Annotated in this window: 22 protein-coding genes and 3 tRNA genes; 6 read left to right on the forward strand and 19 right to left on the reverse strand. The window is 65.6% G+C overall.

Annotation, left to right across the window (positions count from 1 at the left end; genetic code table 11):
* Positions 1-8 precede the first annotated feature (8 nt).
* The 10 genes from AC1RVW_RS08495 to rpsB form a co-directional block, all read right to left on the reverse strand.
* Complete coding sequence (locus AC1RVW_RS08495; RefSeq protein WP_081267257.1) at positions 9-560, reverse strand: OmpH/Skp family outer membrane protein; 552 nt, start codon at positions 558-560, stop codon at positions 9-11.
* Positions 561-2,996, reverse strand: coding sequence for an outer membrane protein assembly factor BamA (bamA, locus tag AC1RVW_RS08500; RefSeq protein ID WP_081267258.1), 2,436 nt, complete (start codon positions 2,994-2,996; stop codon positions 561-563).
* 38 nt (positions 2,997-3,034) lie between these two features.
* Positions 3,035-4,405, reverse strand: coding sequence for an RIP metalloprotease RseP (gene rseP / locus AC1RVW_RS08505; protein ID WP_493199268.1), 1,371 nt, complete (start codon positions 4,403-4,405; stop codon positions 3,035-3,037).
* A 33-nt stretch (positions 4,406-4,438) separates the two neighbouring features.
* A complete protein-coding gene (ispC, locus tag AC1RVW_RS08510) occupies positions 4,439-5,626 on the reverse strand; it encodes a 1-deoxy-D-xylulose-5-phosphate reductoisomerase (RefSeq protein ID WP_493199270.1) in 1,188 nt (395 codons plus the stop codon).
* Positions 5,623-6,468: a phosphatidate cytidylyltransferase gene (locus AC1RVW_RS08515; RefSeq protein WP_493199272.1), complete on the reverse strand. Its 846-nt coding sequence runs from the start codon at positions 6,466-6,468 to the stop codon at positions 5,623-5,625. Before AC1RVW_RS08515 ends, ispC begins: the two co-directional genes overlap by 4 nt.
* A 19-nt stretch (positions 6,469-6,487) precedes the next feature.
* Positions 6,488-7,216, reverse strand: a complete 729-nt coding sequence (uppS, locus tag AC1RVW_RS08520) for a polyprenyl diphosphate synthase (protein ID WP_081267262.1) — start codon at positions 7,214-7,216, stop codon at positions 6,488-6,490.
* A gap of 8 nt (positions 7,217-7,224) precedes the next feature.
* Positions 7,225-7,785 carry a ribosome recycling factor gene (gene frr / locus AC1RVW_RS08525; RefSeq protein ID WP_081267263.1) on the reverse strand — a complete coding sequence of 187 codons (561 nt, stop codon included), beginning with the start codon at positions 7,783-7,785 and terminating at the stop codon, positions 7,225-7,227.
* Between the two features lie 11 nt (positions 7,786-7,796).
* Positions 7,797-8,519, reverse strand: a complete 723-nt coding sequence (pyrH, locus tag AC1RVW_RS08530; protein ID WP_081267264.1) for a UMP kinase — start codon at positions 8,517-8,519, stop codon at positions 7,797-7,799.
* Between the two features lie 96 nt (positions 8,520-8,615).
* Positions 8,616-9,539 (reverse strand): translation elongation factor Ts, encoded by a 924-nt coding sequence (tsf, locus tag AC1RVW_RS08535; protein ID WP_493199275.1) that lies wholly within the window; start codon positions 9,537-9,539, stop codon positions 8,616-8,618.
* An 81-nt stretch (positions 9,540-9,620) separates the two neighbouring features.
* The gene (rpsB, locus tag AC1RVW_RS08540; RefSeq protein WP_493199277.1) at positions 9,621-10,376 is read right to left on the reverse strand and encodes a 30S ribosomal protein S2; all 756 of its coding nucleotides are present in this window, start codon (positions 10,374-10,376) and stop codon (positions 9,621-9,623) included.
* A gap of 209 nt (positions 10,377-10,585) precedes the next feature.
* Here rpsB and AC1RVW_RS08545 point away from each other — a divergent pair, with 209 nt between their 5' ends.
* Entirely contained in the window at positions 10,586-11,911 is a 1,326-nt protein-coding gene (locus AC1RVW_RS08545; RefSeq protein WP_493199279.1) for an amidase, read from the forward strand.
* 53 nt (positions 11,912-11,964) lie between these two features.
* Positions 11,965-13,218: a D-amino acid dehydrogenase gene (locus AC1RVW_RS08550; protein WP_081267268.1), complete on the forward strand. Its 1,254-nt coding sequence runs from the start codon at positions 11,965-11,967 to the stop codon at positions 13,216-13,218.
* Here the strand turns inward: AC1RVW_RS08550 and AC1RVW_RS08555 are convergent.
* Positions 13,208-13,636 (reverse strand): hypothetical protein, encoded by a 429-nt coding sequence (locus tag AC1RVW_RS08555; RefSeq protein WP_493199281.1) that lies wholly within the window; start codon positions 13,634-13,636, stop codon positions 13,208-13,210. The two genes, AC1RVW_RS08550 and AC1RVW_RS08555, sit on opposite strands and share 11 nt — an antisense overlap.
* A gap of 41 nt (positions 13,637-13,677) precedes the next feature.
* Between AC1RVW_RS08555 and AC1RVW_RS08560 the strand changes: the two genes are divergently transcribed.
* Complete coding sequence (locus tag AC1RVW_RS08560; RefSeq protein WP_493199283.1) at positions 13,678-15,138, forward strand: NAD(P)H-hydrate dehydratase; 1,461 nt, start codon at positions 13,678-13,680, stop codon at positions 15,136-15,138.
* A gap of 13 nt (positions 15,139-15,151) precedes the next feature.
* Here the strand turns inward: AC1RVW_RS08560 and AC1RVW_RS08565 are convergent, their stop codons facing one another.
* Together AC1RVW_RS08565 and rnr are read right to left on the reverse strand one after the other, a co-directional pair.
* Entirely contained in the window at positions 15,152-15,916 is a 765-nt protein-coding gene (locus AC1RVW_RS08565; RefSeq protein ID WP_409195367.1) for an SDR family oxidoreductase, read from the reverse strand.
* Between the two features lie 52 nt (positions 15,917-15,968).
* Positions 15,969-18,239 (reverse strand): ribonuclease R, encoded by a 2,271-nt coding sequence (gene rnr, locus AC1RVW_RS08570; RefSeq protein WP_172839815.1) that lies wholly within the window; start codon positions 18,237-18,239, stop codon positions 15,969-15,971.
* Between the two features lie 81 nt (positions 18,240-18,320).
* Between rnr and AC1RVW_RS08575 the strand changes: the two genes are divergently transcribed.
* Both AC1RVW_RS08575 and AC1RVW_RS08580 read left to right on the forward strand, forming a co-directional pair.
* Positions 18,321-18,405 (forward strand) — tRNA-Leu (locus tag AC1RVW_RS08575).
* Between the two features lie 269 nt (positions 18,406-18,674).
* A tRNA-Leu gene (locus AC1RVW_RS08580) sits at positions 18,675-18,759 on the forward strand.
* 84 nt (positions 18,760-18,843) lie between these two features.
* Here the strand turns inward: AC1RVW_RS08580 and rimO are convergent.
* From rimO to AC1RVW_RS08610, 6 genes are all read right to left on the reverse strand, one after another.
* Positions 18,844-20,250, reverse strand: a complete 1,407-nt coding sequence (rimO, locus tag AC1RVW_RS08585; RefSeq protein WP_493199286.1) for a 30S ribosomal protein S12 methylthiotransferase RimO — start codon at positions 20,248-20,250, stop codon at positions 18,844-18,846.
* A 78-nt stretch (positions 20,251-20,328) separates the two neighbouring features.
* Positions 20,329-20,889: a polyhydroxyalkanoate synthesis repressor PhaR gene (gene phaR, locus AC1RVW_RS08590; protein WP_081267273.1), complete on the reverse strand. Its 561-nt coding sequence runs from the start codon at positions 20,887-20,889 to the stop codon at positions 20,329-20,331.
* Positions 20,890-20,963: 74 nt separating this feature from the next.
* Positions 20,964-21,347 carry a hypothetical protein gene (locus tag AC1RVW_RS08595; protein ID WP_493199289.1) on the reverse strand — a complete coding sequence of 128 codons (384 nt, stop codon included), beginning with the start codon at positions 21,345-21,347 and terminating at the stop codon, positions 20,964-20,966.
* A 235-nt stretch (positions 21,348-21,582) separates the two neighbouring features.
* Positions 21,583-21,659, reverse strand: a tRNA-Val gene (locus AC1RVW_RS08600).
* 48 nt (positions 21,660-21,707) lie between these two features.
* Positions 21,708-23,897, reverse strand: coding sequence for a RelA/SpoT family protein (locus tag AC1RVW_RS08605; RefSeq protein WP_234382854.1), 2,190 nt, complete (start codon positions 23,895-23,897; stop codon positions 21,708-21,710).
* A 61-nt stretch (positions 23,898-23,958) separates the two neighbouring features.
* Positions 23,959-24,960 carry an alpha/beta fold hydrolase gene (locus AC1RVW_RS08610; RefSeq protein WP_409195365.1) on the reverse strand — a complete coding sequence of 334 codons (1,002 nt, stop codon included), beginning with the start codon at positions 24,958-24,960 and terminating at the stop codon, positions 23,959-23,961.
* A 26-nt stretch (positions 24,961-24,986) separates the two neighbouring features.
* On the opposite strand from AC1RVW_RS08610, the gene AC1RVW_RS08615 reads away from it, so the two are divergent.
* Positions 24,987-25,757, forward strand: a complete 771-nt coding sequence (locus AC1RVW_RS08615) for a 3-hydroxybutyrate dehydrogenase (RefSeq protein ID WP_409195364.1) — start codon at positions 24,987-24,989, stop codon at positions 25,755-25,757.
* The last annotated feature ends 18 nt before the right edge of the window (positions 25,758-25,775 follow it).

Below are 25,775 nucleotides of genomic sequence, written 5' to 3' on the forward strand. Positions count from 1 at the left end.
TCGCGGCGTTACTTGCCGGCCGCGGGCGCAGAAGAGCCGACCGACGCGTTCAGCGCCTTGATCACCTTGTCGGTGATGTCGTGCTTCGGGTTGATGTAGATCGCTTCCTGCAGGATGGCGTCGTACTTCTCGGCCTCGGCCACCTGCTTCACGACGCGGTTGGCGCGTTCGTAGACCTGCTGAAGCTCTTCGTTCTTGCGCGCGTTCAGGTCTTCCTGGAATTCGCGGCGCTTGCGCTGGAAGTCACGGTCCTGGTCGACCAGCGAACGCTGGCGCGACACGCGCTGGGATTCGGACAGCGTGGGCGCCTCGCGCTCGAACTTCTCGGATGCGGCCTTCAGCGCCTCGCCCTGCGTGGTCAGGTCTTTCTCGCGCTTGAGAAACTCCGCCTCGAGCTTGGCCTGCGCGGCCTTGGCTGGCTGGGCTTCCCGCAGCACGCGGTCCGGATTCACGAAACCGATGCGAAAGGTTTCCTGTGCTTGCGCCTGGGCAGGCGCAGCAGCCAACACGAAAGCGGGAATCAACAGCGCGCCTGCCGCGGCGCGAATCAAATGCTTCATTTAGAAAGACGTTCCGATCTGGAATTGGAGGCGCTGGATTCTATCCTTCGGGATCGTGACGAGTCCGGTACTCGGATCCGTGACTTCCTTCTGGGACTTGATGGGGAAGGCATAAGCCAGGCGCAGCGGGCCGAGCGGCGAGATCCAGCTGACGCCGAGACCGACCGAGGCGCGCAGCTTCTTCTGGGCGCTCCACTGAGCATCCGTCAGGCCGGGCGCGCGGGAGCCGAACACGTTGCCGACGTCGAAGAAGGTGTACAGGCGCAGCGTGCGGTCGTTGCCGGCACCCGGGAACGGCGTGCTCAGCTCGGCGTTGAAGATGGCCTTCTTGGTACCGCCCAGCGCGGCGCCGTCGGTCTGGCCGAAGAGCGGCACGTCGCGCGGGCCCAGCGAGTTCTGCTCGAAGCCGCGGATCGAACCCAGGCCACCGGCATAGAAGTTCTTGAAGATCGGGTAGGTATTGCCGCCCAGCGCCTTGGCATAGCCGACTTCACCGTTGACCGAGAAGGTGTACTGCTTGTTGATCGCGAAGAACTGCTGGTATTGGTAGTTGGTCTTGATGTACTTCATGTCGCCGCCCACGCCCAGTTCGAGGTTGGCGCGTTGCATGCGGCCCGTGGTCGGGGTCAGCGCGCTGTCGCGGCTGTCGCGGCCCCAGCCGACGGTCAGCGGAACACCCCAGACGCTCTTCTGGTCGCAGCCGAGCACGAAGAATCCGGTCGCATCCTTCTTGCACTGGAAGTAGGAGAGATAGGAATTCGGCGTGTACAGGCCCGCGAAGATCGCCGACCGGTTCGGATCGAACGCGTAGCGCTCAAGACCAATGCCGAAGAACACCGTGTCGATCTCGCTGAACGGCACACCGAAGCGGATCGAGGCGCCCTGGTTGACGAGCTTGTAGTCGCCGTCTTCCGAGGTCGAGTACGGCCGCGTCGTGGTGTGGTACACGCTGATCGTGCGCGAGATGCCGTCCTTGGTGAAGTACGGATCGGTCGTCGTCAGCGACAGCGTACGGTTGTACTTGCTGGTGTTGACCTGCACGCCCAGGAAATTACCCGAGCCGAACACGTTTTCCTGCGAGATGCCGAAGGTCAGCGCGACCTTGTCGGAGCTCGAGTAGCCGGCACCCAGCTGCAAGCTGCCGGTGGGCTTTTCAGCCACGTTGACCGTCAGGTCCACCTGGTCGGGCGAACCCGGCACTTCCTGCGTTTCGACGTTCACTTCGGTGAAGAAGCCCAGGCGGTCGACACGGTCGCGCGACAGCTTGATCTTGTCGCCGTCGTACCACGAAGCTTCGTATTGGCGGAACTCGCGGCGAATGACTTCGTCGCGGGTCTTGTTGTTGCCGCCGACCATCACGCGGCGCACGTACACGCGGCGCGAAGGCTCGGCCTGCAGCGTCAGCGTGACGCGGTTGTTCACGCGGTCGATTTCGGGACGCGCCTGCACGCGGGCGAACGCGTAGCCGAAGGTGCCGAAATAGTCGTTGAAGGCCTTGGTGGTCTCCGTGACCTGCTCGCCGTTGTAGGGCTCGCCCGGCTTGATGGTGATGAGCGACTTGAACTCCTCGTCGCGGCCGAGGTAGTTGCCGTCGAGCTTGACGCCTGCCACCACGAACTTCTCGCCTTCGGTGATGTTCACCGTCACCGTCAGGTCCTTGCGGTCCGGCGAAATGGCGACCTGGGTCGAATCGATGCGGAACTCGAGGTAGCCGCGCGTGATGTAGTACGAGCGCAGGGTTTCGAGGTCGGCGTTGAGCTTGGCGCGCGAGTACTGGTTCGACTTCGTGTACCAGCTCATGAAACCGCCGCTGTCCTGGTCGAACAGGCTCAGCAGCGTCGATTCGCTGAAGGCCTTGTTGCCCACCACGTGCACTTCGCGGATGCGGGCGGATTCGCCTTCGGTGACGGTGAACGTCAGGTTGACGCGGTTGCGCTCGATGGGCGTGACGGTGGTCACGACCTGCGCGTTGTACAGGCTGCGGCTCACGTACTGGCGCTTGAGCTCCTGCTCGGCGCGATCGGTCAGTGCCTTGTCGTACGGACGGCCGTCGGTCAGGCCCACTTCGCGCAGCGCCTTCGTCAGCGCGGCCTTGTCGAATTCCTTGGTGCCGACGAAGTCGACATCGGCGATGGTGGGCCGCTCTTCGACGATCACCACCAGCACGTTGCCGTTCACGTCGATGCGCACATCCTTGAACAAACCCAGCTCGAACAGCGCGCGGATCGCGGCCGAACCGCGCTCGTCGCTGTAGGTATCGCCTACGCGCAGGGGCAGCGACGCGAAGATCGTGCCGGCTTCGACGCGTTGCAAGCCTTCGACGCGGATGTCACGCACCGTGAAAGGCTCGACGGCCCATGCAGCCGTGGCGGCGAGCGCACTGGCAACCACCGCGACAACGCTACGCAGGCGAAAGCGATTGAAGTTTTTGTTCATCTGTGAATTGAGCCGGCACGGAAAGGGCCGGCAGAAAGTTAACCAAAGAGCCGCGTGACGTCGTTGAAGAGTGCGACCGACATCATGACCAGCAGCAGGGCAACCCCGCCCCGCTGCAGCCGTTCCATCCAGGCGTCAGAGACGCTTTTCCCGGTCAGGCCCTCCCAAAGATAATACATCAGGTGCCCCCCATCGAGGACCGGCAGCGGCATGAGATTGAGCACGCCAAGGCTCACGCTGATGAGCGCAAGGAAGACGAGATACTGCGTGAAACCAAGGCTGGCGGACTTGCCGGCGTAGTCGGCAATGGTGAGCGGACCGCTCAAATTCTTCAGGGAAGCTTCACCAATGACCATCTTGGCCATCATCCGCACGGTCAGCGCCGACACCTCCCAGGTGCGCACCACGCCGCGCCACACGCCGTCGACTGGCCCCTGGCGCACAGTCACCATCTCCGGCGGGGCGCCCACGTACGCCCCGATGCGGCCGACCTTGGCGGCGCCCTCTTCCCGCACCTCGGGCTTGACGTCGATCGTGAGAGGCTGGCCGCCGCGCTCGATCTTCCAGGCCTGCGTGAGCGGCTGGCCTGCGTCCACCGAGGCGCGGATCACCTCGCGCAATTGCTGCCCGTCGACGATGGCGGTATTGCCGATGGAACGCACCACGTCGCCTTTGCGCAGGCCGGCGCGCTCGGCGGCGCTGCCGGCCATGACTTCGCCGATCTCCGGCTTGGTCAGGGGAGCGAGCACGCCGATCTTGCGGAACATCTGCGGATCGGCATCCCGGGTTTCGAGGCTGCTCAGGGGAAGTACCAGCGTGCGCGCGGGTCGGCCGCCCTCGCCCGCCACTTCGAGCGTCAGGTCATGGCCGTCGAGCGCGCCGCGCGTCATGCGCCAGCGCAAGTCCTCGAAGGACTGAACCGGCGACAGATCGCCATCGAAGCCCGCCCGGGTGATGTATTCGCCGCCATGCAGGCCCGCGGCCTCGGCCATCGAGGCCGCCACCGGGCGGCCCAGCTTGGCGACAGGTTCCTGCACGCCGATCCAGTTGACCGCCGTGTAGAGCACCACGGCCAGCAGCAGGTTGGCGACAGGCCCCGCGGCGACGATGGCCGCCCGCGAGCGCAGCGGCTGGGTATTGAAGGCGCGATGGCGCTCTTCAGGGGCAACCGGGCCTTCGCGCTCGTCGAGCATCTTGACGTAGCCGCCCAGCGGGAATGCGCCGATGACGAACTCGGTCGATTGCCCCGGATGCTGCCGCTTGGGCTGCCAGCGGAACAGCGCCTTGCCGAACCCGACCGAAAAACGCTCCACCTTGACGCCGCAGGCCACGGCGACACGGTAGTGGCCGTATTCGTGTACCGCGATCAAGACACCGAGCGCGACCACAAAGGCTATGACAGTAAGCATCCGGGTCCTCTGGCTGTAAGAGTGGGGTTGTCGTCAGGCTGCGAAACGCAGCGCCGCGGCATTGGCCGCCGCACGGGCGCTGGCATCGATTGCCAGCAGGTCGGCCAGCGATGCCGGCTTGGAGGGCGAGACTGTCTCCAAAGTTTCCATGTTGACCGCATGAATGCGGTCGAAGCGCAGTCGCCGGTCGAGGAATGCCTCGACTGCGACCTCGTTGGCGGCGTTGAGCACGGCCGTCGTGCCCGGCGCTGCGCGCAATGCGTGCCAGGCCAGGCCCAGGCCCGGAAAGAGCGCCGCATCGGGCGCATTGAACGTGAGCGAAGCCATCTGGCGGAAATCGAGCCGTGCCGCGCCGCTCTCGATGCGCTCGGGCCAGGCCAGGCCGACCGCGATCGGCACCCGCATGTCGGGCGTACCGAGCTGGGCGATGACCGATGCGTCGGTGAACTGGACCATCGAGTGCACCACGCTCTGCGGATGGATGACGACCTCGATCTGCTCGGGCGAGACGCCGAACAGGTGGCGCGCCTCGATCACTTCGAGCGCCTTGTTCATCATCGTGGCCGAGTCGACCGAGATCTTGCGCCCCATCACCCAGTTGGGGTGGGCACAAGCCTGCTCGGGCGTCACTGCGCCCAGCGTCTCAGGCGCACGTGTGCGGAATGGGCCACCCGAGGCGGTCAGGATGATCTTGTCGATGCGCCGCGACCAGGTGGACGGGTCTTCGGGCAGCGACTGGAAGATGGCCGAGTGCTCGCTGTCGATGGGCAGCAGCGTGGCGCCACCTTCGCGCACCGTACGCATGAACAGTTCGCCCCCGACGACCAGCGCCTCCTTGTTGGCCAGCAGCAGGCGCTTGCCGGCACGCGCGGCGGCCAGGCAGGGCCCGAGGCCCGCTGCGCCGACGATGGCGGCCATGACGGCGTCGACCTCTTCGTGAGACGCTATCTTTTCAAGAGCATCAATGTCAGTGAGAACAACCGTTTTCAGGTTGTTCCGCTTGATCTTTTCAGCCAGCAGCGCCGCATGCGGTGCACTCGCCATGACGGCGAAACGGGGCGAGAACTGCGCGCACTGGGCCAGCAGTTCGTCCACCTTGGTGGCGGCGGAGAGCGCGAACACCTCGAAACGCTCGGGATGGCGCGAAATGACGTCGAGCGTGCTGACGCCGACCGAACCGGTCGAACCGAGCACAGTGACGCGTTGCTTGGGAGTATTCACAGGAAAGCCAGCATCATGGCAATGGGGAGCGCCGGCAAGAGGGCATCCACGCGGTCGAGCACGCCGCCGTGGCCCGGCAGCAGCTTGCTGCTGTCCTTGGCGCCGGCGCTTCGCTTGATGAGCGATTCGACGAGGTCGCCCACGACGCTCATCGCCGCAAGAAACAGCGCACCGAGCAGCAGAAGCCACCAGCCGCGCTCGTTGAGCCGGGTATAGAGGCTTGCGACGGTGGCGCCCGTCGCCTTGTCCGCCCAGACCCAGGCAAAAGCCAGCACCACCACGCCGACCATGCCGCCCCAGACGCCTTCCCAGCTCTTGCCGGGACTGATCGCGGGAGCGAGCTTGTTGCGGGTGAACTTGAGGCCGAAGGCCCGGCCGGCAAAATAGGCGAACACGTCTGCCACCCAAACCAGCACGAGGATGGACAGCAGGAAGTTGATGCCGACCATGCGCGCCTGCACCGCCGCCAGCCACGCGACCCACAGCGCCAACAGGCCACCGACCAGCCGCAGCCCGCGCGGAATCCGCGGCCAGCCCGGTACCGCCACGCGAAGCAGCAGCGCCCCGCCCAGCACCCAGGCAGCGCCGGCCAGGGTCCACATCAGCACCAGCGACTGCTCGAGCAGGCCCAGCCACCACGACAGCGCGCAAAGCACCACTGTCTCGATGCCCAGGAACACCGACAGCCGCTGGCCATAGCCGTTCAGGCGCCCCCATTCCCAGGCTGCGGCGCCGATCAGCACCAGCATCACGCAGGCAAAGGGGATGTAGTTTCGATAGAACAGCGCCGGCAGCAGGATCGCGAGCAGCACGATCGCCGTGAGGATGCGTTGTTTGAGCATGCGAGAAGTTGTCGGGCGGTCAGGCCGTCTGGCTCTGCGGAGCCGAGACCTGTGCCGAGGTTTGGCCGAAGCGACGCTCGCGGCTTCGGAATGCGGCGATGGCCTCGTCCAGCGCAGCCTCGTCGAATTCCGGCCACAGCTTGTCGCTGAAGAAAAGCTCGGCATAGGCACTCTGCCAGAGCAGGAAATTGGACAACCGCTGCTCGCCGCCCGTGCGGATGAACAGGTCGGGGTCGGGCACATGGGCCAGCGCCATCGCCCGGTCGAGGCTCTCCTCGGTGACGGCTTCACCCTGCGCCGCCAGCTTGGCGGCGGCCTGAGCGATGTCCCACCGGCCGCCGTAGTTGAAGCAGACGTTGAGCACCATGCGCGAGTTGTGCGCGGTGGCGGCCTCGGCGTCGACCAAGCCCTTCACCATCTTCGGCGACAGGCCGCCGCGCTCGCCGACGAAGTACAGCCGCACGCCGTCGCTGCTGAGCCGGGGCACCTCGCGAGCGAGCGCACCGACCATCAGCTCCATGAGTCCGGAAACCTCCTCGACGGGCCGGTTCCAGTTCTCGGAAGAAAACGCGAACACCGTGAGCACGCCCACGCCGCGGTCAGCACAGGCCTTGACGCACCGGCGCAGCGATTCGACGCCCTGTTTGTGCCCCGCAACCCGGGGCAGGAAGCGCCGCGTCGCCCAACGGCCGTTGCCGTCCATGACGATGGCAACGTGATGCGGGTTGCGCGGCGTTGACGAGGCCATGGCAGGCCTCAAACGGCCATGATCTCCGCTTCCTTGGCCGCGACCAGGCGGTCGATTTCCGCGATGTGGCGGTCGGTGACCTTCTGGATCTCGGCTTCGGCGCGTTTCTGGTCGTCTTCCGACGCCAGCTTGTCCTTGACCAGCTTCTTGACCGACTCGTTCGCATCGCGGCGCAGGTTGCGCGTGGCGATCTTGGCGCTTTCGCCTTCGTTGCGGACCAGCTTGGTCATTTCCTTGCGGCGCTCTTCGCTCATGGCGGGCAGCGGCACGCGGATCAGGTCGCCCATCGAGGCGGGGTTCAGGCCCAGGTCGCTTTCGCGGATGGCCTTCTCGATCTTGGCGCCCATGCCCTTTTCCCAGGGCTGGACGCTGATGGTGCGCGAATCGAGCACCGACACGTTGGCCACCTGGCTAAGCGGCACTTGCGAGCCGTAGTACTCGACGTGGATCGAATCGAGCAGCGCCGAGTTGGCGCGGCCCGTGCGGATCTTGGTGAGGTTGTTCTGGAATGCGGCGAGCGACTGATTCATCTTCGCGTCGGTCGCATTGCGGATGTCTGCAATGGTCATCTCAAATACTCCTAGGCATGCACCAGCGTGCCCTCGTCCTCGCCCATCACGACACGCTTGAGCGCGCCGTTCTTGAAGATCGAGAACACCTTGATCGGCAGCTTCTGGTCGCGGCACAGCGCGAAGGCCGTGGCGTCCATGATGCCGAGATTTTGCGCGATCGCCTCGTCGAAAGTCAGCGTGGCGTAGCGTGTTGCATTGGGGTTGGTCTTGGGGTCGGCGGTGTATACACCATCGACCTTCGTCGCCTTGAGCACCAGCTCGGCGCCGATTTCGGCGCCGCGCAGCGCGGCAGCCGTGTCGGTGGTGAAGAACGGGTTGCCCGTGCCGGCGGCGAACACCACGACCTTGCCCTCTTCGAGGTACTGCAGGGCCTTGGGGCGCACATAGGGCTCGACCACCTGCTCGATGGCAATGGCGGACATCACCCGGGCCACCAGGTTCTGCTTGTTCATGGTGTCGGCCAGCGCCAGCGCGTTCATCACGGTGGCCAGCATGCCCATGTAGTCGGCAGTGGCGCGGTCCATGCCGACGGAGCCTCCCGCGACGCCGCGGAAGATGTTGCCGCCGCCGATGACCACGGCCACCTCGACACCCATGTTCACCACTTCGGCGATTTCCTCGACCATGCGGACGATGGTGGCGCGGTTGATGCCGAAAGCGTCGTCGCCCATCAACGCCTCTCCCGACAGCTTCAACAAGATTCGCTTGTGGGCTGGGCGGGCATCAGACATGGGCAATTTCCTTGAGTTGGCGGGGGCGAGTGTAAAACGTAGCGGTGAAAAAGCGGCGGCACGCGTTCGCGCACCGCCGCTTGTATGGCGGCTGGATCAGGCAGCGGCCTTGGCAGCGGCAACTTGCGCGGCCACTTCGGCGGCGAAGTCGTCGACCTTCTTCTCGATGCCTTCGCCGACCACGTACAGGGTGAAGCCCTTGATCGTGGTGTTGGCGGCCTTGAGCATCTGCTCGACGGTCTGCTTGTCGTTCTTCACGAACGGCTGGTTGTGCAGCGAGACTTCCTTCAGGAACTTCTGCACGCCGCCTTCGATGCGTTTGGCAACGATGTCGTCCGGCTGCGGCTTCTTGCCTTCGGCTTCGGCCGTCTTGCGGTCTTCGTCGGCCTTGCCCTTGGCAACTGCGCGTTCCTTTTCGATCAGGTCGGCAGGCACGTCGGAAGCCTGGATGGCGACCGGCTTCATGGCGGCGATGTGCATCGCGACGTCCTTGGCCGAGGTGTCGTCGCCTTCGAACTCGACCATCACGCCGATGCGCGTGCCGTGCAGGTACGAAGCCAGCTTGCCGTTGCCCGTGAAGTGCTTGAAGCGGCGGAAGCTCATGTTCTCGCCGATCTTGCCGATCAGGCCCTTGCGCACGTCTTCGAGCGTGGGACCGAAACCGTCCTGCTCATAGGCCAGTGCGCTCAGGGCGGCGATGTCCGCGGGGTTGTTCCTGGCGACCAGCATCGCGGCAGCGTTGGCCATGGCCAGGAAGCTGTCGTTCTTGGTGACGAAGTCGGTTTCGCAGTTGATTTCGATCATGCCGCCGGCAGCGCCGTCGACGAAAGCCGTGACCACGCCTTCGGCGGTGATGCGGCCCGATGCCTTGCCAGCCTTGTTGCCGAGCTTGATGCGCAGCAGCTCTTCGGCTTTTTCCATGTTGCCGTCAGCCTCCGTCAGGGCCTTCTTGCATTCCATCATGGGCGCGTCGGTCTTCGCGCGCAGTTCGCCGACCATGCTTGCGGTGATTGCAGCCATTTGTGTATCTCCGTAAATCCAAAAATCAGGTTAAAAAAAAGGGGCACCAAAGCCCCTTCTTCAGGCTCGCGAGCGCGCCGATCAGGCCGAAGCGCCTTCTTCGACTTCGACGAATTCGTCGCTGCCGCCTTCGGCGATGGCCTTGACCACGTCACCGGTGGCGCTGTTGCGGCCTTCGATGATGGCGTCGGCGATGCCGCGGGCGTACAGCGTGACGGCCTTCGACGAGTCGTCGTTACCGGGGATCACGTAGTCGATGCCTTCGGGCGAGTGGTTGGAGTCGACCACACCGATCAGCGGAATGCCGAGCTTCTTGGCTTCAGCCACGGCGATCTTGTGGAAGCCCACGTCGATCACGAAGATGGCATCGGGCAGAGCGATCATGTCCTGGATGCCGCCGATGTCCTTTTCGAGCTTCTCGATTTCGCGCGAGAAGGTCAGTTGCTCCTTCTTGCTCAGCGAGTCGAGGCCCGCTTCTTGCTGAGCCTTCATGTCCTTCAGACGCTTGATCGAGGTCTTGACGGTCTTGAAGTTGGTCAGCATGCCGCCGAGCCAGCGGGTGTCGACGAAAGGCACGCCGGCGCGGCGGGCTTCGGCAGCCACGATTTCACGGGCTTGGCGCTTCGTGCCGACCATCAGGATGGTGCCGCGGTTGGCCGTGAGTTGCTTGGCGTACTTCATCGCATCCTGGAACATCGGGAGCGACTTTTCCAGGTTGATGATGTGAATCTTGTTGCGGTGACCGAAGATGAACGGGGCCATCTTGGGGTTCCAGAAGCGGGTTTGGTGACCGAAGTGGACACCGGCTTCCAGCATTTCGCGCATGGTGGTAGACATTGAAATTACTCCAAAGGTTGGGTCTAAAATCCAGCCCGTTTTGTGCTCTCTTGGATGGAGTCACAACACCTTGATTGGGCCGGTTTGCGGATGTGTTTGACTGGATGCAACGGGAGCCGTTGCTCAACCAGCGAAACCCAAAGAGTATAGCACGGCCACTCTGCCCCTTTCCTGAACCGAGCCGTCCACGCGGCACCGCAGCCCTACCCATGAACGACCTCCACGCCACCCGTCTCTCCCTCCTGGCAGGTGGCTCCGATGCACGCACCGAATTGGAGCGCGCCATCGACGTCTCGCAGTCGGCGGCCTGCGCGCATGTCTTCACCCGCACGATGTTCGACGAGGCTCGCCAGGCCGTTGCCGGCGTCGGCACCGAAACCCGGCTTGCCGGGCTTGCCTTCACCAGCAAGGACCTGTTCGACATCGCGGGCCAGCCCACACCTGCCGGCTCGGTGGTGCTGTCGCATGCACCAGCGGCCAGCGCCGACGCCCTCGCCGTGGCGCGGCTGCGCGCCGCGGGCGGCGTACTGACCGGACGTACCAACATGACGGAGTTCGCCTTCTCCGGCGTCGGCGTCAATCCGCACCACGGCACGCCCGCCAACGTGAGCGACGCCGCCACGCCCCGCATTCCGGGCGGCTCGTCGTCAGGCGCCGCGGTTTCGGTGGCCAGCGGCGCCGCGTTCATCGGCCTGGGCTCCGACACGGGCGGCTCGATCCGCATTCCGGCGGCGCTGAACGGCATCGTCGGGTTCAAGAACACCGCCCGCCTCACGCCCGCCGATGGCGCGCTGCCGCTTTCGACCACGCTCGACACCGTCTGCGCCATGACAAGGTCGGTGCGCGACGCCATCACCGCACACGAAATCCTTGCCGCGCGGCGCGTCACGGCCGGCAATGCGCCCCTGGCCGCCTACCGGATCGCCGTGGTGAAGAACGTGTTCTTCGATGACATCGAACCCGCCGTGGCCGCCGCCTTCGAGCGCTCGTTGAAGAGGCTGCGCGCCGCCGGCGCCCGCATCGAAGAGATCGCGCTCCCCGAGTTGGCAGAACTGGCGACCATCAACGCCACCGGCGGTTTCTCGGCAGCCGAGTCCCACGCCTGGCACCGGCTGCTGCTCGAACGCAGCGGCGCGGGCTACGACCCGCGCGTGGCCCAGCGCATCCTGCGCGGCGCCGGCATGAAGGCGCATGAATACATCGACCTGATCCATGCCCGCCGCGACTGGATCGCCCGAGTCGAAGCCGCACTGGCGCCGTTCGACGCGGTGCTGTCGCCCACGGTGCCGATCACCGCGCCCTCCATCGCCAGCGTGGCCCCGGGCGCCGAGCGCGACGACGAGTTCTTCCGCATCAACGGGCTGCTGCTGCGCAATCCGTCGATCGTCAACATGCTCGACGGCTGCGCCGTCTCGCTGCCTTGCCACGTCCCCGGCGAACTGCCGGTCGGCCTCATGCTGTGGCATGCCGCGCTGCACGACGACGCCGTGCTGGCGCAAGCCCTGCAAATCGAGCGCACGCTACAGAATCAATAGCTGGCTTCGCCCATACTACGGGCGTCCGCCGTCTCTCTTATCTAGAACATTCAATGAAAATCGCGATCGTGGGCGCCGGCATCATCGGCGTCACCACCGCCTGGGAACTGGTTTCCGACGGCCATGAAGTGACCGTGTTCGAGCGCCGCGGCGCTGCCGCCGAAGAAGCCAGCTTCGCCAATGCGGGCGTGGTCGCCCCCGGATACGTCACCCCCTGGGCCGCGCCCGGCATGCGCGGCAAAGTGCTGCGCTCGCTGCTGTCCTCGCACGGCGCCATCAAGCTGCGCTGGCCCCTGAGTTCGCGCGACATCGGCTGGATGTCGCGCTGGCAGAAGGCCTGCAAGCTCGAGACCTACCTCGCCAACCGCGCCCGCATGCAGCGGCTGGCCTTCTACAGCCGCACCCGGCTGCACGAAGTGACCGAGGCGCGCGAGCTGAGCTACGAGCGCAGCGACGGCTACCTCGTGCTGCTGCGCTCCAAGCGCGAGAAAAAGATGGTCCAGCCCGGGCTCGACGTGCTGCGCGCGGCCGGAAGCGTCTTCAAGGAAATCGATGCCGACGAGACCCGGCTGATCGAGCCCGCGCTCAACCCCGAAACCCCGCTGGTGGGCGCCATCCACCTGCCGGAAGACGAGGTGGCCAACTGCCGCCAGTTCGCGCTGCTGCTCAAGTGGGAGGCCGAGGCGCTGGGCGCGCAGTTTCATTTCAACTGCGACATCGCACCGCTGAGCCGCGCCGCGCCCACTTCGCTCTCGCTGGCCAGCGGGTCGGATCCGGTGCGCTACGACGCCATCGTCGTGTGCGCCGGCCTGGCCTCGGCCGCGCTGCTGCGTCCGCTGGGCCTGCGCATCCCGATGGCGCCGGTCTACGGGCATTCGGTCAGCGCACCGGTGCGCGAGCCGCTCAATGCCCCGCGCAGCGCGGTGATGGACGAGCGCTACAAGGTCGCCATCTCCCGCTTGGGCCAGCGCGTGCGCGTGGCCGGCAGCGCCGAGATCGGCGGCTCGCTGGACACGATGAACCCGGCCTCGGTGCAGTTGCTCTACAAGGTGCTGCACGACTGGTTCCCGGGTGCGGCAACCCTGCAGTCGGGCGTGCAGCAATGGAAAGGCGCACGGCCGATGCTGCCGGACGGACCGCCGGTGCTGGGCGCCAGCGGCATCCCGGGCGTATGGCTCAACCTCGGCCACGGATCGAGCGGCTGGGCACTGTCGTGCGGCAGCGCCCGCGTGCTGGGCGACCTGATCGCGGGCCAGGACCCGGGAATCGACCTCGAAGGGCTCGGCGTCGAGCGGCTCAGTCTTTAGGATCCCAGCGGCGCAGGCGCTCGGGGCTTGCGGGCTGCTCGACGGGAAGCTCGGGCTCCGGCGGCGGCCGCACGCGCTCCGCGATCCATCCCAGCAAGCCGGGGCCGATCAGCGCAAAGAACACCAGGCACATCGCACCGGCACCGAACAGGGCCAACCGCGCCAGCCCAGAAACGCTTCCAGCCGGCAGATCGAACCAGCGGATCACGCTGATGCCGATGCCGACATTGGCGGCCCATGCCACATCCCTCAACGGCACCCAGCGCTTCAGTTGGGCCAGCAGGAAGACGCCCCACACGGCACCCAGCAGTGCCAGTACCCATGCCAATCCGGCGATCCAGGCAACGGTCGCGGCAAGGAAAAAGGCGAGCCCTGCGACAAGCAGGGCGAGCACCCACGCGACGCTCTTGAAGTTCATCCGCCCATGATAGGGAGGCAACGCAGCGGCACAATGGATCGATGCAACGCATCACACCCGCCACCGCCGCAAACCTGTTCGACATCGCCGCCACACGCCGCATCGAACAGGCCGCGGCAGCCGCCCTGCCCGCTCACGCGCTGATGCAGCGTGCCGGCCTCGCAGCCGCCCGGCTCGCAATGGCCATCGCACCCCATGCGCGAACCATATGGGTGGCGTGCGGACCGGGCAACAACGGCGGAGACGGTTTCGAGGCGGCGGCGCAATTGCGTCATCGGGGCTTCTTTCCCGTGGTCACGTTCGCCGGGGACGAAAGCCGGCTGCCGCCGGATGCCAAAACATCGCTGCAACGCGCCCGCGACGCGGGCGTCGCCTTTGCGCAGAACCCGCCGAGCGCCTACGAACTCGCCATGGATGCGCTGCTCGGCATCGGCTCCACGCGGCCACCCCAAGGCACGATGGCCGAATGGCTCCGGCAGATGCATGCGAGCGCGCAGCCGGTGCTCAGCGTCGATGTGCCGTCAGGGCTGAACGCGGACACCGGCGTGCTGCCGAAAGACGCCGCCCGCACGAACGCCTCCACACGCCACTGCATCACCTTTCTCACGCTGAAGCCCGGCCTCTTCACCGCACAAGGGCGCGACGCGGCAGGCATCACCTGGTTCGACGATCTCGGCTGCAGCCACGTCACGGATCAGCCAGCAGCGGTGCTGACCGGCACGCCGAAGGCACAGCCGCGCGCGCATGCCTCGCACAAGGGCAGCTACGGCGATGTCGCCGTGATCGGCGGAGCGTCCGGCATGGCGGGCGCGGCGCTGCTGGCAGGATCGGCCGCGCTGCATGCCGGCGCGGGCCGGGTGTTCGTCGGCCTGCTCGACCCCGGCGCGGCCGTCGTCGACACCTCGCAGCCAGAACTGATGCTGCGCGACGCCCGCTCGCTCGACCTGTCGGGAATGACCGCCGTCTGCGGTTGCGGCGGCGGCGAAGCCGTGCGCGAACTTCTGCCGCGCGTGCTGGCGACAGCCGCCGCGTTGGTGCTCGATGCGGATGCACTCAACGCCGTCGCGGCCGACGGCGCGCTGCAGGCACGACTCGCATCGCGCGGAAAAGACGGATTGCCCACCGTGATCACGCCGCATCCGCTCGAAGCGGCGCGCCTGCTGGGGTGCACGGCCGCCGACATCCAGGCCGACCGGCTAGCGTCGGCGCGGCAGCTTGCGTCACGCTTTGGCGTGGTCGCGGTGCTCAAGGGATCGGGGACGGTGGTTTCGGACGCAAGCGGCGCGCCTCCAGCCATCAACCTGACAGGCAACGCCGCGCTGGCCACTGCCGGGACTGGCGACGTGCTGGCCGGCATGATCGGGGCCGCACTGGCGGCCGGTCGCCCCGCCTTCGAGGCGGCCTGCGAAGCCGTCTGGCAACACGGCCACATCGCCGACACCTGGCCGGCCAACGCCGCCCCGCTCACGGCAGGCACTCTGGCCCGCCGCGCGCCCGCCTGACGCGGCTCTTTGCTTAGCCGCGCCCGACGAAGGGCATCTTCGTCGCCATGATGGTGTGGAACAGCACGTTCGCTTCCAGCGGCAGGTTCGCCATGTAGAGCACCGACTGGCCGACGATCTTCACGTCGATCAGCGGCTCGATCGCGAGTTCGCCGTTGGCCTGCGGCACGCCCTTGGCCATGCGCGCGGCCAGTTCGGTCATCGCGTTGCCCACGTCGACCTGCCCCACCGCGATGTCGTACTTGCGGCCGTCCAGCGACGCGGTCTTGGTGAGCCCTTCCACCGCATGCTTGGTCGCCGTGTAGGCCGCCGAATTGGGCCGCGGCGCGGTGGCGGAGATGGAGCCGTTGTTGATGATGCGGCCGCCCATCGGCGTTTGCGCCTTCATCGTGCGGAACGCCTGCTGGATGCAGAAGAACATGCCCGTCAGGTTGATGTCGACCACGCCCTGCCATTGCTCCGGCGTCCAGTCCTCGAAGGGGCCGGGCGGGTTGCCGACACCCGCGTTGTTGAACAGCAGGTCGACACGCCCGAAGCGCTCGACCGTCGCTGCGAACAAGGCCTGCACCGAATCGGCCTTGGCCACGTCGGTGGGCACGGCGAAGGCGCGCGCACCGGCGCCCGACTCTTCGGCGACCTGCTCCAGCGGCTCCAGCCGGCGCCCGGCCAGCGCCACGCTCCAGCCGTCGCCCAGCAGTGCCAGCGCCGCGGCGCGGCCGATGCCGGAACCCGCCCCCGTGACGATGGCGATGCGGCCCTTGTTGTCTTCAGCGCTCATGCTGTCTGTCTCTTTCTTTCTTGAGGTTGTCGATGGTTCATGCGGCAAGTCATCAGCGGCGCGGCTTGCGCCCCTTCATCTTGTTGGCGGCCTTCTTCACCGCAGACTTGAAAGCCTGCATCGCCGATTGCGGCCCGGCCGGCGCCGAAGCACCTCGCTCCAGGCGTGGCTCGCCGACGCCGCCGGCCTCCGCCGCCTTGTGGCGGCTGCCGCGCTTGGCCGACGCCTTGACCGGCACGCCCGACGATCCCACGCCCTTGTCCTTCATGGCGCGCGCCGTGAGCTCCTCGCCTTCGCGCACGAGGCGGAAGTCGATCTTGCGGCCGTCCAGGTCGACGCGGCTCACCTGCACCCGCACCCGCGTGCCGATGGCATAGCGGATGCCGGTGCGCTCGCCGCGCAGTTCCTGGCGCATCTCGTCGAACTTGAAGTACTCGCCGCCGAGCTCGGTGATGTGCACCAGCCCTTCGACGTACATCGCATCGAGCGTGACGAAGATGCCGAATGTGGTGGCAGCGGTGACCACGCCGCCGTACTCCTCGCCGAGGTGCTCTCGCATGTACTTGCACTTGAGCCAGGCCTCGACGTCGCGGCTGGCCTCGTCGGCACGGCGCTCGTTGGCGCTGCAATGCAGGCCCGCGGCCTCCCATGCCAGCACTTCCTTGCTGGGCGCGACGGTGGCCTTCTGCGGCTTGTTGGTCGGCGCCTTCACGCGCGAAGCGAGCCGCTTCGCCAGCTTGGCATGCGCCTCGCCGGGGGTCGGCAGCATCGGCAGCTGGTAGCGCGTCTTGCCGAGGATGGCCTTGATCACGCGGTGGACCAGCAAGTCAGGGTAGCGCCGGATCGGGCTCGTGAAGTGCGTGTATGCCTCGTAAGCGAGGCCGAAGTGGCCGCTGTTGATCGGCGTGTAGATCGCCTGCTGCATCGAACGCAGCAGCATCGTGTGGATCTGCTGCGCGTCCGGCCGCTCCTTGGTGGCCTCGGCGATCGCCTGGAATTCACCCGGCCTGGGGTCGTCGGTGATGCTCAGGCCCACGCCCATCGCCTTCAGGTAGCCGCGCAGGATTTCCTTCTTCTCGGGCGTCGGGCCTTCGTGCACGCGGAACAGGCCCGGGTGCTTGCCTTCGGCGATGAAGTCGGCGCTGCAGACGTTGGCCGCGAGCATCGCTTCTTCGATCAGGCGGTGCGCTTCGTTGCGCGTGCGCGGCACGATCTTCTCGATGCGGCCGGCGTCGTCGCAGATGATCTGCGTCTCGGTGGTTTCGAAGTCGACCGCGCCGCGCTTGCCGCGCTGCTTGAGCAGGGCCTTGTAGACGTCGGCAAGGTTCAGCAGGTCCTTGACGCGGTCCTTGCGCTTGGCGGCTTCGGGGCCGCGCGTGTTGCCGAGGATGGCGGCCACTTCGGTGTACGTGAAACGCGCGTGGCTGAACATCACGGCGGGATAGAACTGGTAGGCGTATATCTCGCCGTCGGCCGCGACCAGCATGTCGCACACCATGCACAGGCGCTCGACCTCGGGGTTGAGCGAACAGAGGCCGTTCGACAGCTTCTCCGGCAGCATCGGGATGACGCGGCGCGGGAAGTAGACGCTGGTGGCGCGGTCGTAGGCGTCGATGTCGATGCCCGAACCGGTCTGCACATAGGCGCTCACGTCGGCAATCGCGACCAGCAGGCGCCAGCCCTTGCCACGGCCCACCTTCGCGGGCTCGCAGTACACGGCATCGTCGAAGTCGCGCGCGTCTTCGCCATCGATGGTGACGAGCGGAACGTCGGTGAGGTCGACGCGCCCCTTCTTGTCGGCGGGGCGGACCTTTTCAGGCAGCGCCCTGGCTTCGGCCAGGCACTCCGCGGAGAACTCGTGCGGCACGCCGTACTTGCGCACGGCGATCTCGATCTCCATGCCGGGGTCGTCGATCTCGCCCAGCACTTCTTTCACTCGGCCCACGGGTTGGCCGAACAGCGCCGGCGGTTCCGTGAGCTGCACGACCACGACCTGGCCCACCTTCGCGGGGCCGGTCGCACCCTTGGGGATCAGTACGTCCTGGCCGTACCGCTTGTCTTCCGGCGCAACGAGCCAGATGCCGCCTTCATGCAGCAGGCGGCCGATGATCGGCTGCTCGGGGCGCTCGACGATCTCGACCACGCGCCCCTCGGGGCGGCCACGCCGGTCTTGCCGCACCACGCGCGCCTTGACGCGGTCCTTGTGCAGCACCGCGCGCATCTCGTTCGGCGGCAAATAAATGTCTGCTTCACCGTCATCACGCTGCACGAAGCCGTGCCCGTCGCGATGTCCTTGAACAGTTCCTTCGAATTCGTCCAGCAAGCCGCTGGAAGTGCCATTATTTTTGATATGATCTCCTTCTTTCCTGAAATTCAAAACGCAGTTGCTTCTGCAACTACGTGGGCCCAGATGGCGGAATTGGTAGACGCACTAGTTTCAGGTACTAGCGAGTAACATCGTGGAGGTTCGAGTCCTCTTCTGGGCACCAAGTTTAAACAGACCTTTACCAGGTCATTCGATTCAAGCCACCGGCCTCCGGTGGCTTTTTTCATGGTCGCTCGCATCTGCGTGACACGCGACGCGTTCACGAGATTGCCCCCACGGACACCGACCTCGCGCGCACGAACACGCTCGCCCGTGTTCGGCAACACACCGTCCACATGGGCAGAACCATGCAGGCGCAAAAATTTCGACTGGCCAAAAAGGTTGCGCCGAATCTGTGTATATAATCGCAGTCTTTGCTGAAAAGCAGAGAACGCCCAGATGGCGGAATTGGTAGACGCACTAGTTTCAGGTACTAGCGAGTAACATCGTGGAGGTTCGAGTCCTCTTCTGGGCACCAAATTCACACTGACCCCCGCCAGGTCGTGTTCCGAAACAAGCCACCGGTCTCCGGTGGCTTTTTTCTTGTCCGTTCGAATCTGCATCAAATCGGCAGGGCGATCAGGTCGTGGCCTTCGGCGCCCACGATGCGCGCGCGCGTGAACTCGCCGACCTTCAGCGTCTTGCTGATCTTCTCGGGCGGCAGCAGGCGCACGGTGCCATCGATCTCCGGCGCATCGGCGTACGTGCGCCCCACTCCACCCTTGCGGCCCAGGCCCGACGCCGAATCGACCAGCACCTGCATGGTCGAACCGATGCGACGCTGGAGCTTGGCGATCGACACAGCCTCCGCCACTTCCATGAAGCGGGCACGGCGCGCTTCGCGCTCCGGTTCGGGCAGCATGCCCGGAATGTCGTTGGCAGTGGCGCCTTCGACCGGGCTGTAGGCAAAGCAACCGGCACGATCGATCTCGGCTTCGCGGATGAAGTCGAGCAGATGCTCGAATTCCTGTTCGGTTTCGCCAGGAAAGCCGGCGATGAAGGTACTGCGGACCACGAGCTCCGGGCACACCTCGCGCCAACGCGCAAGACGCTCGAGGTTCTTCTCGCCGCTGGCCGGGCGCTTCATGCGCTTGAGCACATCGGGGTGGCTGTGCTGAAGCGGCACGTCGAGATACGGCAGCACCTGTCCGCTCGCCATCAGCGGAATGACTTCATCCACGCTCGGGTACGGGTACACGTAGTGCAAGCGAACCCAGGCGCCGTACGGCTCGGCGATCTCACCGAGCGTGCGCACCAGTTCGAGCATGCGGGTCTTGACCGGCTTGCCGTCCCAGAAACCGGTGCGGTACTTCACGTCGACGCCGTAGGCCGAGGTGTCCTGGCTGATCACGAGCAGCTCTTTCACGCCGCCCTCGAACAGGGCCTTGGCTTCGCCCAGCACATCGCCGACAGGCCGCGACACGAGGTCGCCGCGCATCGACGGGATGATGCAGAAGGTGCACCGGTGGTTGCAACCTTCGCTGATCTTCAGGTAGGCGTAGTGCCGCGGCGTCAGCTTGAGGCCGGCAACGCCGAAGGTGTTGGGCACCAGGTCGATGAACGGGTCGTGCGGCTTGGGCAGGTTCGCATGCACCGCATCCATCACCTCCTGCGTGGCATGAGGGCCGGTAACGGCCAGCACGCTCGGATGCATCTGGCGCACCAGGTTGCCGCCTTGGTCGCCGGTCTTGGCACCCAGGCAACCCGTGACGATGACGCGGCCGTTCTCGGCCAGCGCTTCGCCGATGGTGTCCAGGCTCTCCTTCACGGCATCGTCGATGAAGCCGCAGGTGTTGACGATCACGAGATCGGCACCTTCGAAGGTCTTGGCGGTCTGATAACCCTCGGCACTCAGCTGGGTCAGGATCAATTCGGAATCGGTAAGGGCCTTGGGGCAGCCCAGGCTCACGAATCCGACCTTGGGGGCGGTCGGCGTGGCCGTTCGTTCGGGGGAGGCAACTTCGCTCATATGCCTCTATTGTCCCAGCTATCGGCGACGGCCGGGCGCCCTTCGAAAAACCTTCGACTTACGGCGATCGGGCGGTACTCACGGACGCTTGATGCCAAAGGCCCCCAATACCTGCTCGGTGTTTTTCTGCATCTGCTCCTGCATCTGCAGGAAAACGTTCTTGGACTGCTCGACGTAGTTGCCCATCAGCCCCTGCAGCATCGGCGACTGCATGGTCATGAAGCGCGACCACATCTCGGGCGTCAGGCCCTCGGCCTTGTCGGCCAACTGCGCCTGTACTTCGGTCATGGCCTGGATGTTCTTCTCGAGATACGGCCCCATGTACCCCTGCATCGCCTGACCGTAGAAGCGAATGATGTTGGCCAGCACCTGCTCGGTGAACATCGGCGCGCCGCCCGCCTCTTCTTCGAGAATGATCTGCAGCAGGATGCTGCGCGTGAGGTCGTCGCCGGTCTTGGCGTCGCGCACCACGAACTGCGCATTCTGGATGACCAGCTGCTTCACCTCGGTCAAGGTGATGTACGTCGATGTCTCGGTGTCGTAGAGCCTTCGGTTGGGGTATTTCTTGATCACACGCTGCACCGGCTTGACCCCGGACTTCTTGCTCTGCACTGCGGACTCCTTCACATGGACGCCCATGTCATCGGATGATTCTAGGGAGCCGTTTTGCTGCATCGCGACAAGGTTTACCCTGACCGCGCGCCGCACATTGTTCAATCCGGCGATGTTGCGTACTCCGCGCCGCACGCGTGGCAGAGCGCGGTTTCGGGCCGCTCTGCGGCGGTATCACGAAAACGCAGCGGATTCTTCTGCCCGTAGACAACCCAGCAGCGCGGGCAGTGCTCCTGCCCGGCGGTAGGCAGATAGGCGCGCGCACGCTGTTCAGCCCGCTCTTCGGTCACCGGCATACCCTGGCGTTGTGCACGCGCCACCTCGCGTGCGGCCATGGTGTCGGTGCGGCCGCTCGAGTGGTCGTTGATGCCGTAGACAGCGCGTGCAAACTCGAGAGGAGCCTGCCTCATCAGCGCCGCGAGACGTTTCTCGCCATGAGCCGGATCAACCAGCGTTGATCGCGTATGTATCGGATCGCTAATCAAGAAAATTGGAATGAAATTTCAGAGCCCTCAAGGTAGCACAACAACAAGGCCGAGGTCTTCCAAAACCAGACTGCATGACGCAAACATCCGAACGCTGATGTCGGATCTGTGCGAGATGAATTGAGGGTGCCATCACGGCGGCAAGAAAGAAAAGTTGCAGGCTGCTTTTCTAGGCAGCTGCAGTTTTCAAATTTTCCCTGTGGGCCTGAAGACTGGTCTTCTTCAGAGGGAAAATTGGTAGGCGCGATTGGACTCGAACCAACGACCCCCACCATGTCAAGGTGGTGCTCTAACCAGCTGAGCTACGCGCCTAAGGATGTGTCCGAGAAGCAGCTATTGTAGCAGGAGAAATGGCACTTTTTAGCGACGACGTGCAGATCGCACACCAATTACTGCAGTGACCACGCCAAGCACCTGCGTGAGCCGCGCGGCGTCGGCGATCTCAACAGTGAACGTCATCCACGCCGTGCCCTTGATCGATTGCGTCTGCACGCCGATGACGTTCATCTTCTCGCGCGCAAAGACATCGGAGATATCGCGCAGCAGACCCTGGCGGTCGGCCGCTTCCACGGCCACGTCCACCGCATATACGGGTACGTCGCCCCCCTTCTTGGGAGCACCCCACTCGACATCGATGACGCGCTCGCCATCCTTGGCCGCCATCGTGCGGAAGTTGCTGCAATCGCTGCGGTGAACGCTGACGCCATGCCCGCGCGTGACGAAGCCGCGAATCGCATCCGGCGGCGCCGGCTTGCAGCACTTGGCCAGTTGCGTCATCAATGAAGACACGCCAACCACCAGCACGCCGCCCTTGCCCGACTTCTCGCTGCCGCGCGCCTTCTTGATGAGCACGCCGTCGTCCGGCCCAGGCGCCGGCTCCGGCGGACGCAACAGCGTCTCTATGTTGCGCAGCGAGAACTCGTCCTTGCCGACGACTTCGAACAGATGGTCCGCCGACTTGAAGCCCAGCTGCGAAGCCAGGTCTTCCAGCCGCACCGCCGTCTTGCCTTCTCGCTGCAGCAGCTTCTCGACCGCCTCGCGCCCACGCGCCACAGTCTCGTGCGTGATCTGCGCGTTGAACCATGCGCGCACCTTCGCGCGCGCACGATGGCTGGCGAGATAACCAAGCTCGGCGTTGAGCCAGTCGCGCGACGGCCCGCCTTCCTTGGCGGCGATGATCTCGACCGTCTGCCCGTTCGACAGCGGCGTGTTCAGCGGCACCATCGCGCCGTCGACACGCGCACCGCGGCAGCGATGGCCCAGCGTCGTGTGCACGGTGTACGCAAAGTCGACCGGCGTCGCACCTTGCGGCAGCTCGACGATCGCCGCATCGGGCGTCAGTACGTAGATGCGGTCGTCGAACAGGCCCTGCCCCTGCAGCCCGCCGGACAGATCGCGCTCCCACGCCAGCAGTTGCCGCAGCACCGCGATCTTGGCGTCGTACTCGCCGCTCGCCCACACGCCCGCATAGCCCTTGTGGCCAGCTTCCTTGTAGGCCCAATGCGCGGCCACGCCGTGCTCGGCATGGTCGTGCATTTCCTCGGTGCGGATCTGGATCTCGATGGGCTTGCCCGGCTTGCCGTCGACCAGCTCGCGCACCACGGTGTGCAGGGACTGATAGCCGTTGGGCTTCGGCCGCGCGATGTAGTCGTCGAACTCCTCGTCGATGGGCTGGAAGTGCGAATGCACCCAGGCCAGCGCCGCATAGCAGTCCTTTACGTCGGGCACCACCACGCGCAGCGCGAGGATGTCGAAGACCTGCGCGAAGTCGAGCGACTTGCCGCGCATCTTCTTGACGATGCTGTAGATGTTCTTGGGCCGCCCCTGCACCGTGGCCTTGACGCCCTCGGCCTGCAGTTCGCGCTCCAGTTGCGAGCGCAGTTGCTCGACGTGCCCTTCGCGCTCGATGCGCTTCTCGTCGAGCAGCCGCGCGATCAGCTTGTAGGTTTCGGGCTCGAGGAAGCGGAAAGAAAGATCCTCGATCTCCCACTTCACCTGCCAGATGCCCAGCCGGTTGGCCAGCGGCGCGAACACCTGCAGCGACTCCCGCGCCACACCTTCGGGCGCCGGCTGCTTGCTTGCCGCCGCATGCCGCAGGGTCTGAAGGCGCGAAGCCAGCCGCAGCATCACCACGCGCAAGTCGCGCGAGAACGCCAGCAGCATCTTGCGCACGTTTTCCGTTTGCGCGCCCGCGCCTTCGGCGTGGTTCCCCTGCGAGGCCGAGCGCGCCTGTTCCTGCACGCGCACCAGCTTGGTCGTCTCGACGGCGAGCGCCGCGAAGTTGTCGCCGAACACCTTGGCGATCACTTCCTGCGGACGGTTCAGGTGCTGGCAGGCATAGACCAGGTAGCTCGCCGCCTGCATCGCCTCGGAACCGCCCATCTTCGCGACGATGGCGGCCACCGCATCGGCATGCGCGAGCGTGTTTTCGCCCGTGTCCAGCTTCTCATCGGCAATCAGCGGCTCGGCGAATGCGCGCGCACGCGCCAGCATGTTCTCCATCACCGGCGAGCGCTCGGCTGTTGCGGCGGACAACGGATAGTCGACCATGGCCGCGTCGGTCACGGGCGCCGTCTGGAGGCTCGAGGAATCGCGCTTCACGCTTCTTCACTCAATCGAAGAGGAAGCGGGTGACGACGGCGATCTGTGCGGGGTCGACGAAGGTCGGCGCATGGCCCACGCCTTCGAACTCGACCAGCGCGGCGTGCGGGCCGCGCTGCGTCATCGCTTGCGCGGTTTCGCGCGACAGCAGATCGGACACGGCGCCGCGCGTGATGAGCGTGCGCGCCTCGATGGCGTCGTACAGGCCCCACATGATCGCGCCGCCCTGCGCCGCGGCCTCGGGAGTGATGGCCCGCAGAGCCACGCCGATGGCGGGGTCGTAGTGCAACAGCCAGCCGCCCTCTTCACTGCCCTCCTCGCCGCTTGCCTCGACCTTGGCCGAGCCGTCGGCCGTGCGCCGGGACGCCGGCACAACCATGTGCCGCGACAACGCCAGCCATTGTTCCGGCGTGTGCGGCCCGAAAGTGGTCGACAGCGCCCACATGGCATCGGCCGCTGCCTGCACGCTTTCGTAGCGGCCGCTCTTGCCCACGTAGGCGCCGATGCGCTGCACAGCAGCAGGCTCGATGGTCGGGCCGACATCATTCAGGACGAACCGGCGGATCGGCCGGGCCAGGGGCAGCTCCTTGTGCCCCGCGAGCACGAAGCCGATCAGCCCGCCCATGCTGGTGCCGATGTAGTCGAGCGTGTCGATGGGCTGTTCGCGATGCAGCTGCGCCACCAGAGCCACCATGTCGGCCGCGTAGACGGGCACCTGGTAGAAGGACGGATCGCGCAGCCAGTCGCTGCGTCCGCGCCCGACCACGTCGGGGCAGACCACGCGCACGTTGCCGCCGGCGCGTGCCACGATGGCCTGTGCCAGCAAGTCGAAATCGCGCCCCTGCCGGGTCAGGCCGTGCACGCAGACGACGACGTGCGCACTGCGTGCGTCGCCCCATTGCCAATAGGCCATGCGATGGCCGCCTTGGGCGTCGTCGCACGCCACGTAATGAAGCGTCGGTTCGGTCATGAAAACGAAGTCGTCCTGGTGCGGATAATTGTCTCGTCGCATCCTAATTCATCCGGAGATTGATCTACATGCTCAAAGGCAAAACCGCGCTTGTCACGGGGTCCACAAGCGGCATCGGCCTGGCTATCGCCAAGTCGCTCGCGCAGCAGGGCGCGAACATCGTGCTCAATGGTTTCGGCGACGCCGAGGCCCCAAGGTCGCAGATCGAGGCGCTGGGCGTTCGCGCCGAATACCACGGGGCCGACATGAGCAAGCCCACGCAGATCGAGGACATGATGAAGTTCGCCGCGTCGAAGTTCGGCCGCGTCGACATCCTCGTGAACAACGCCGGCATCCAGCACGTGGCCAAGGTCGAGGACTTTCCCGCCGAACGTTGGGACGCCATCATCGCGATCAACCTCACCAGCGCATTCCACACGACCCGGCTGGCGATTCCGGCGATGCGCGAGGCCAACTGGGGCCGCGTCATCAACATCGCCTCCGCCCACGGGCTCGTGGCGTCGGCACAGAAGTCGGCCTACGTGGCGGCCAAGCACGGCATCGTCGGCCTGACCAAGTCGGTCGCGCTGGAAACCGCGACCACCGGCGTCACCGTCAATGCCATCTGCCCCGGCTGGGTGCTCACGGCGCTGGTGCAAAAGCAGATCGACGACCGCGCGGCGCGCGAAGGCATCACGCCCGCGCAGGCGCAGAACGAACTGCTGGGCGAAAAGCAGCCTTCGCTGCAGTTCACCACCGTCGAGCAGCTGGGCGGCCTGGCCGTGTTCCTGTGCTCGCCGGCGGCCGACCAGGTCCGGGGTGTTGCCTGGGCCATGGACGGCGGCTGGACTGCCCAGTAAAGGGTAGCCCGGCGGTAC

It is taken from the genome of Variovorax sp. MPBD4-3 (assembly GCF_058809745.1).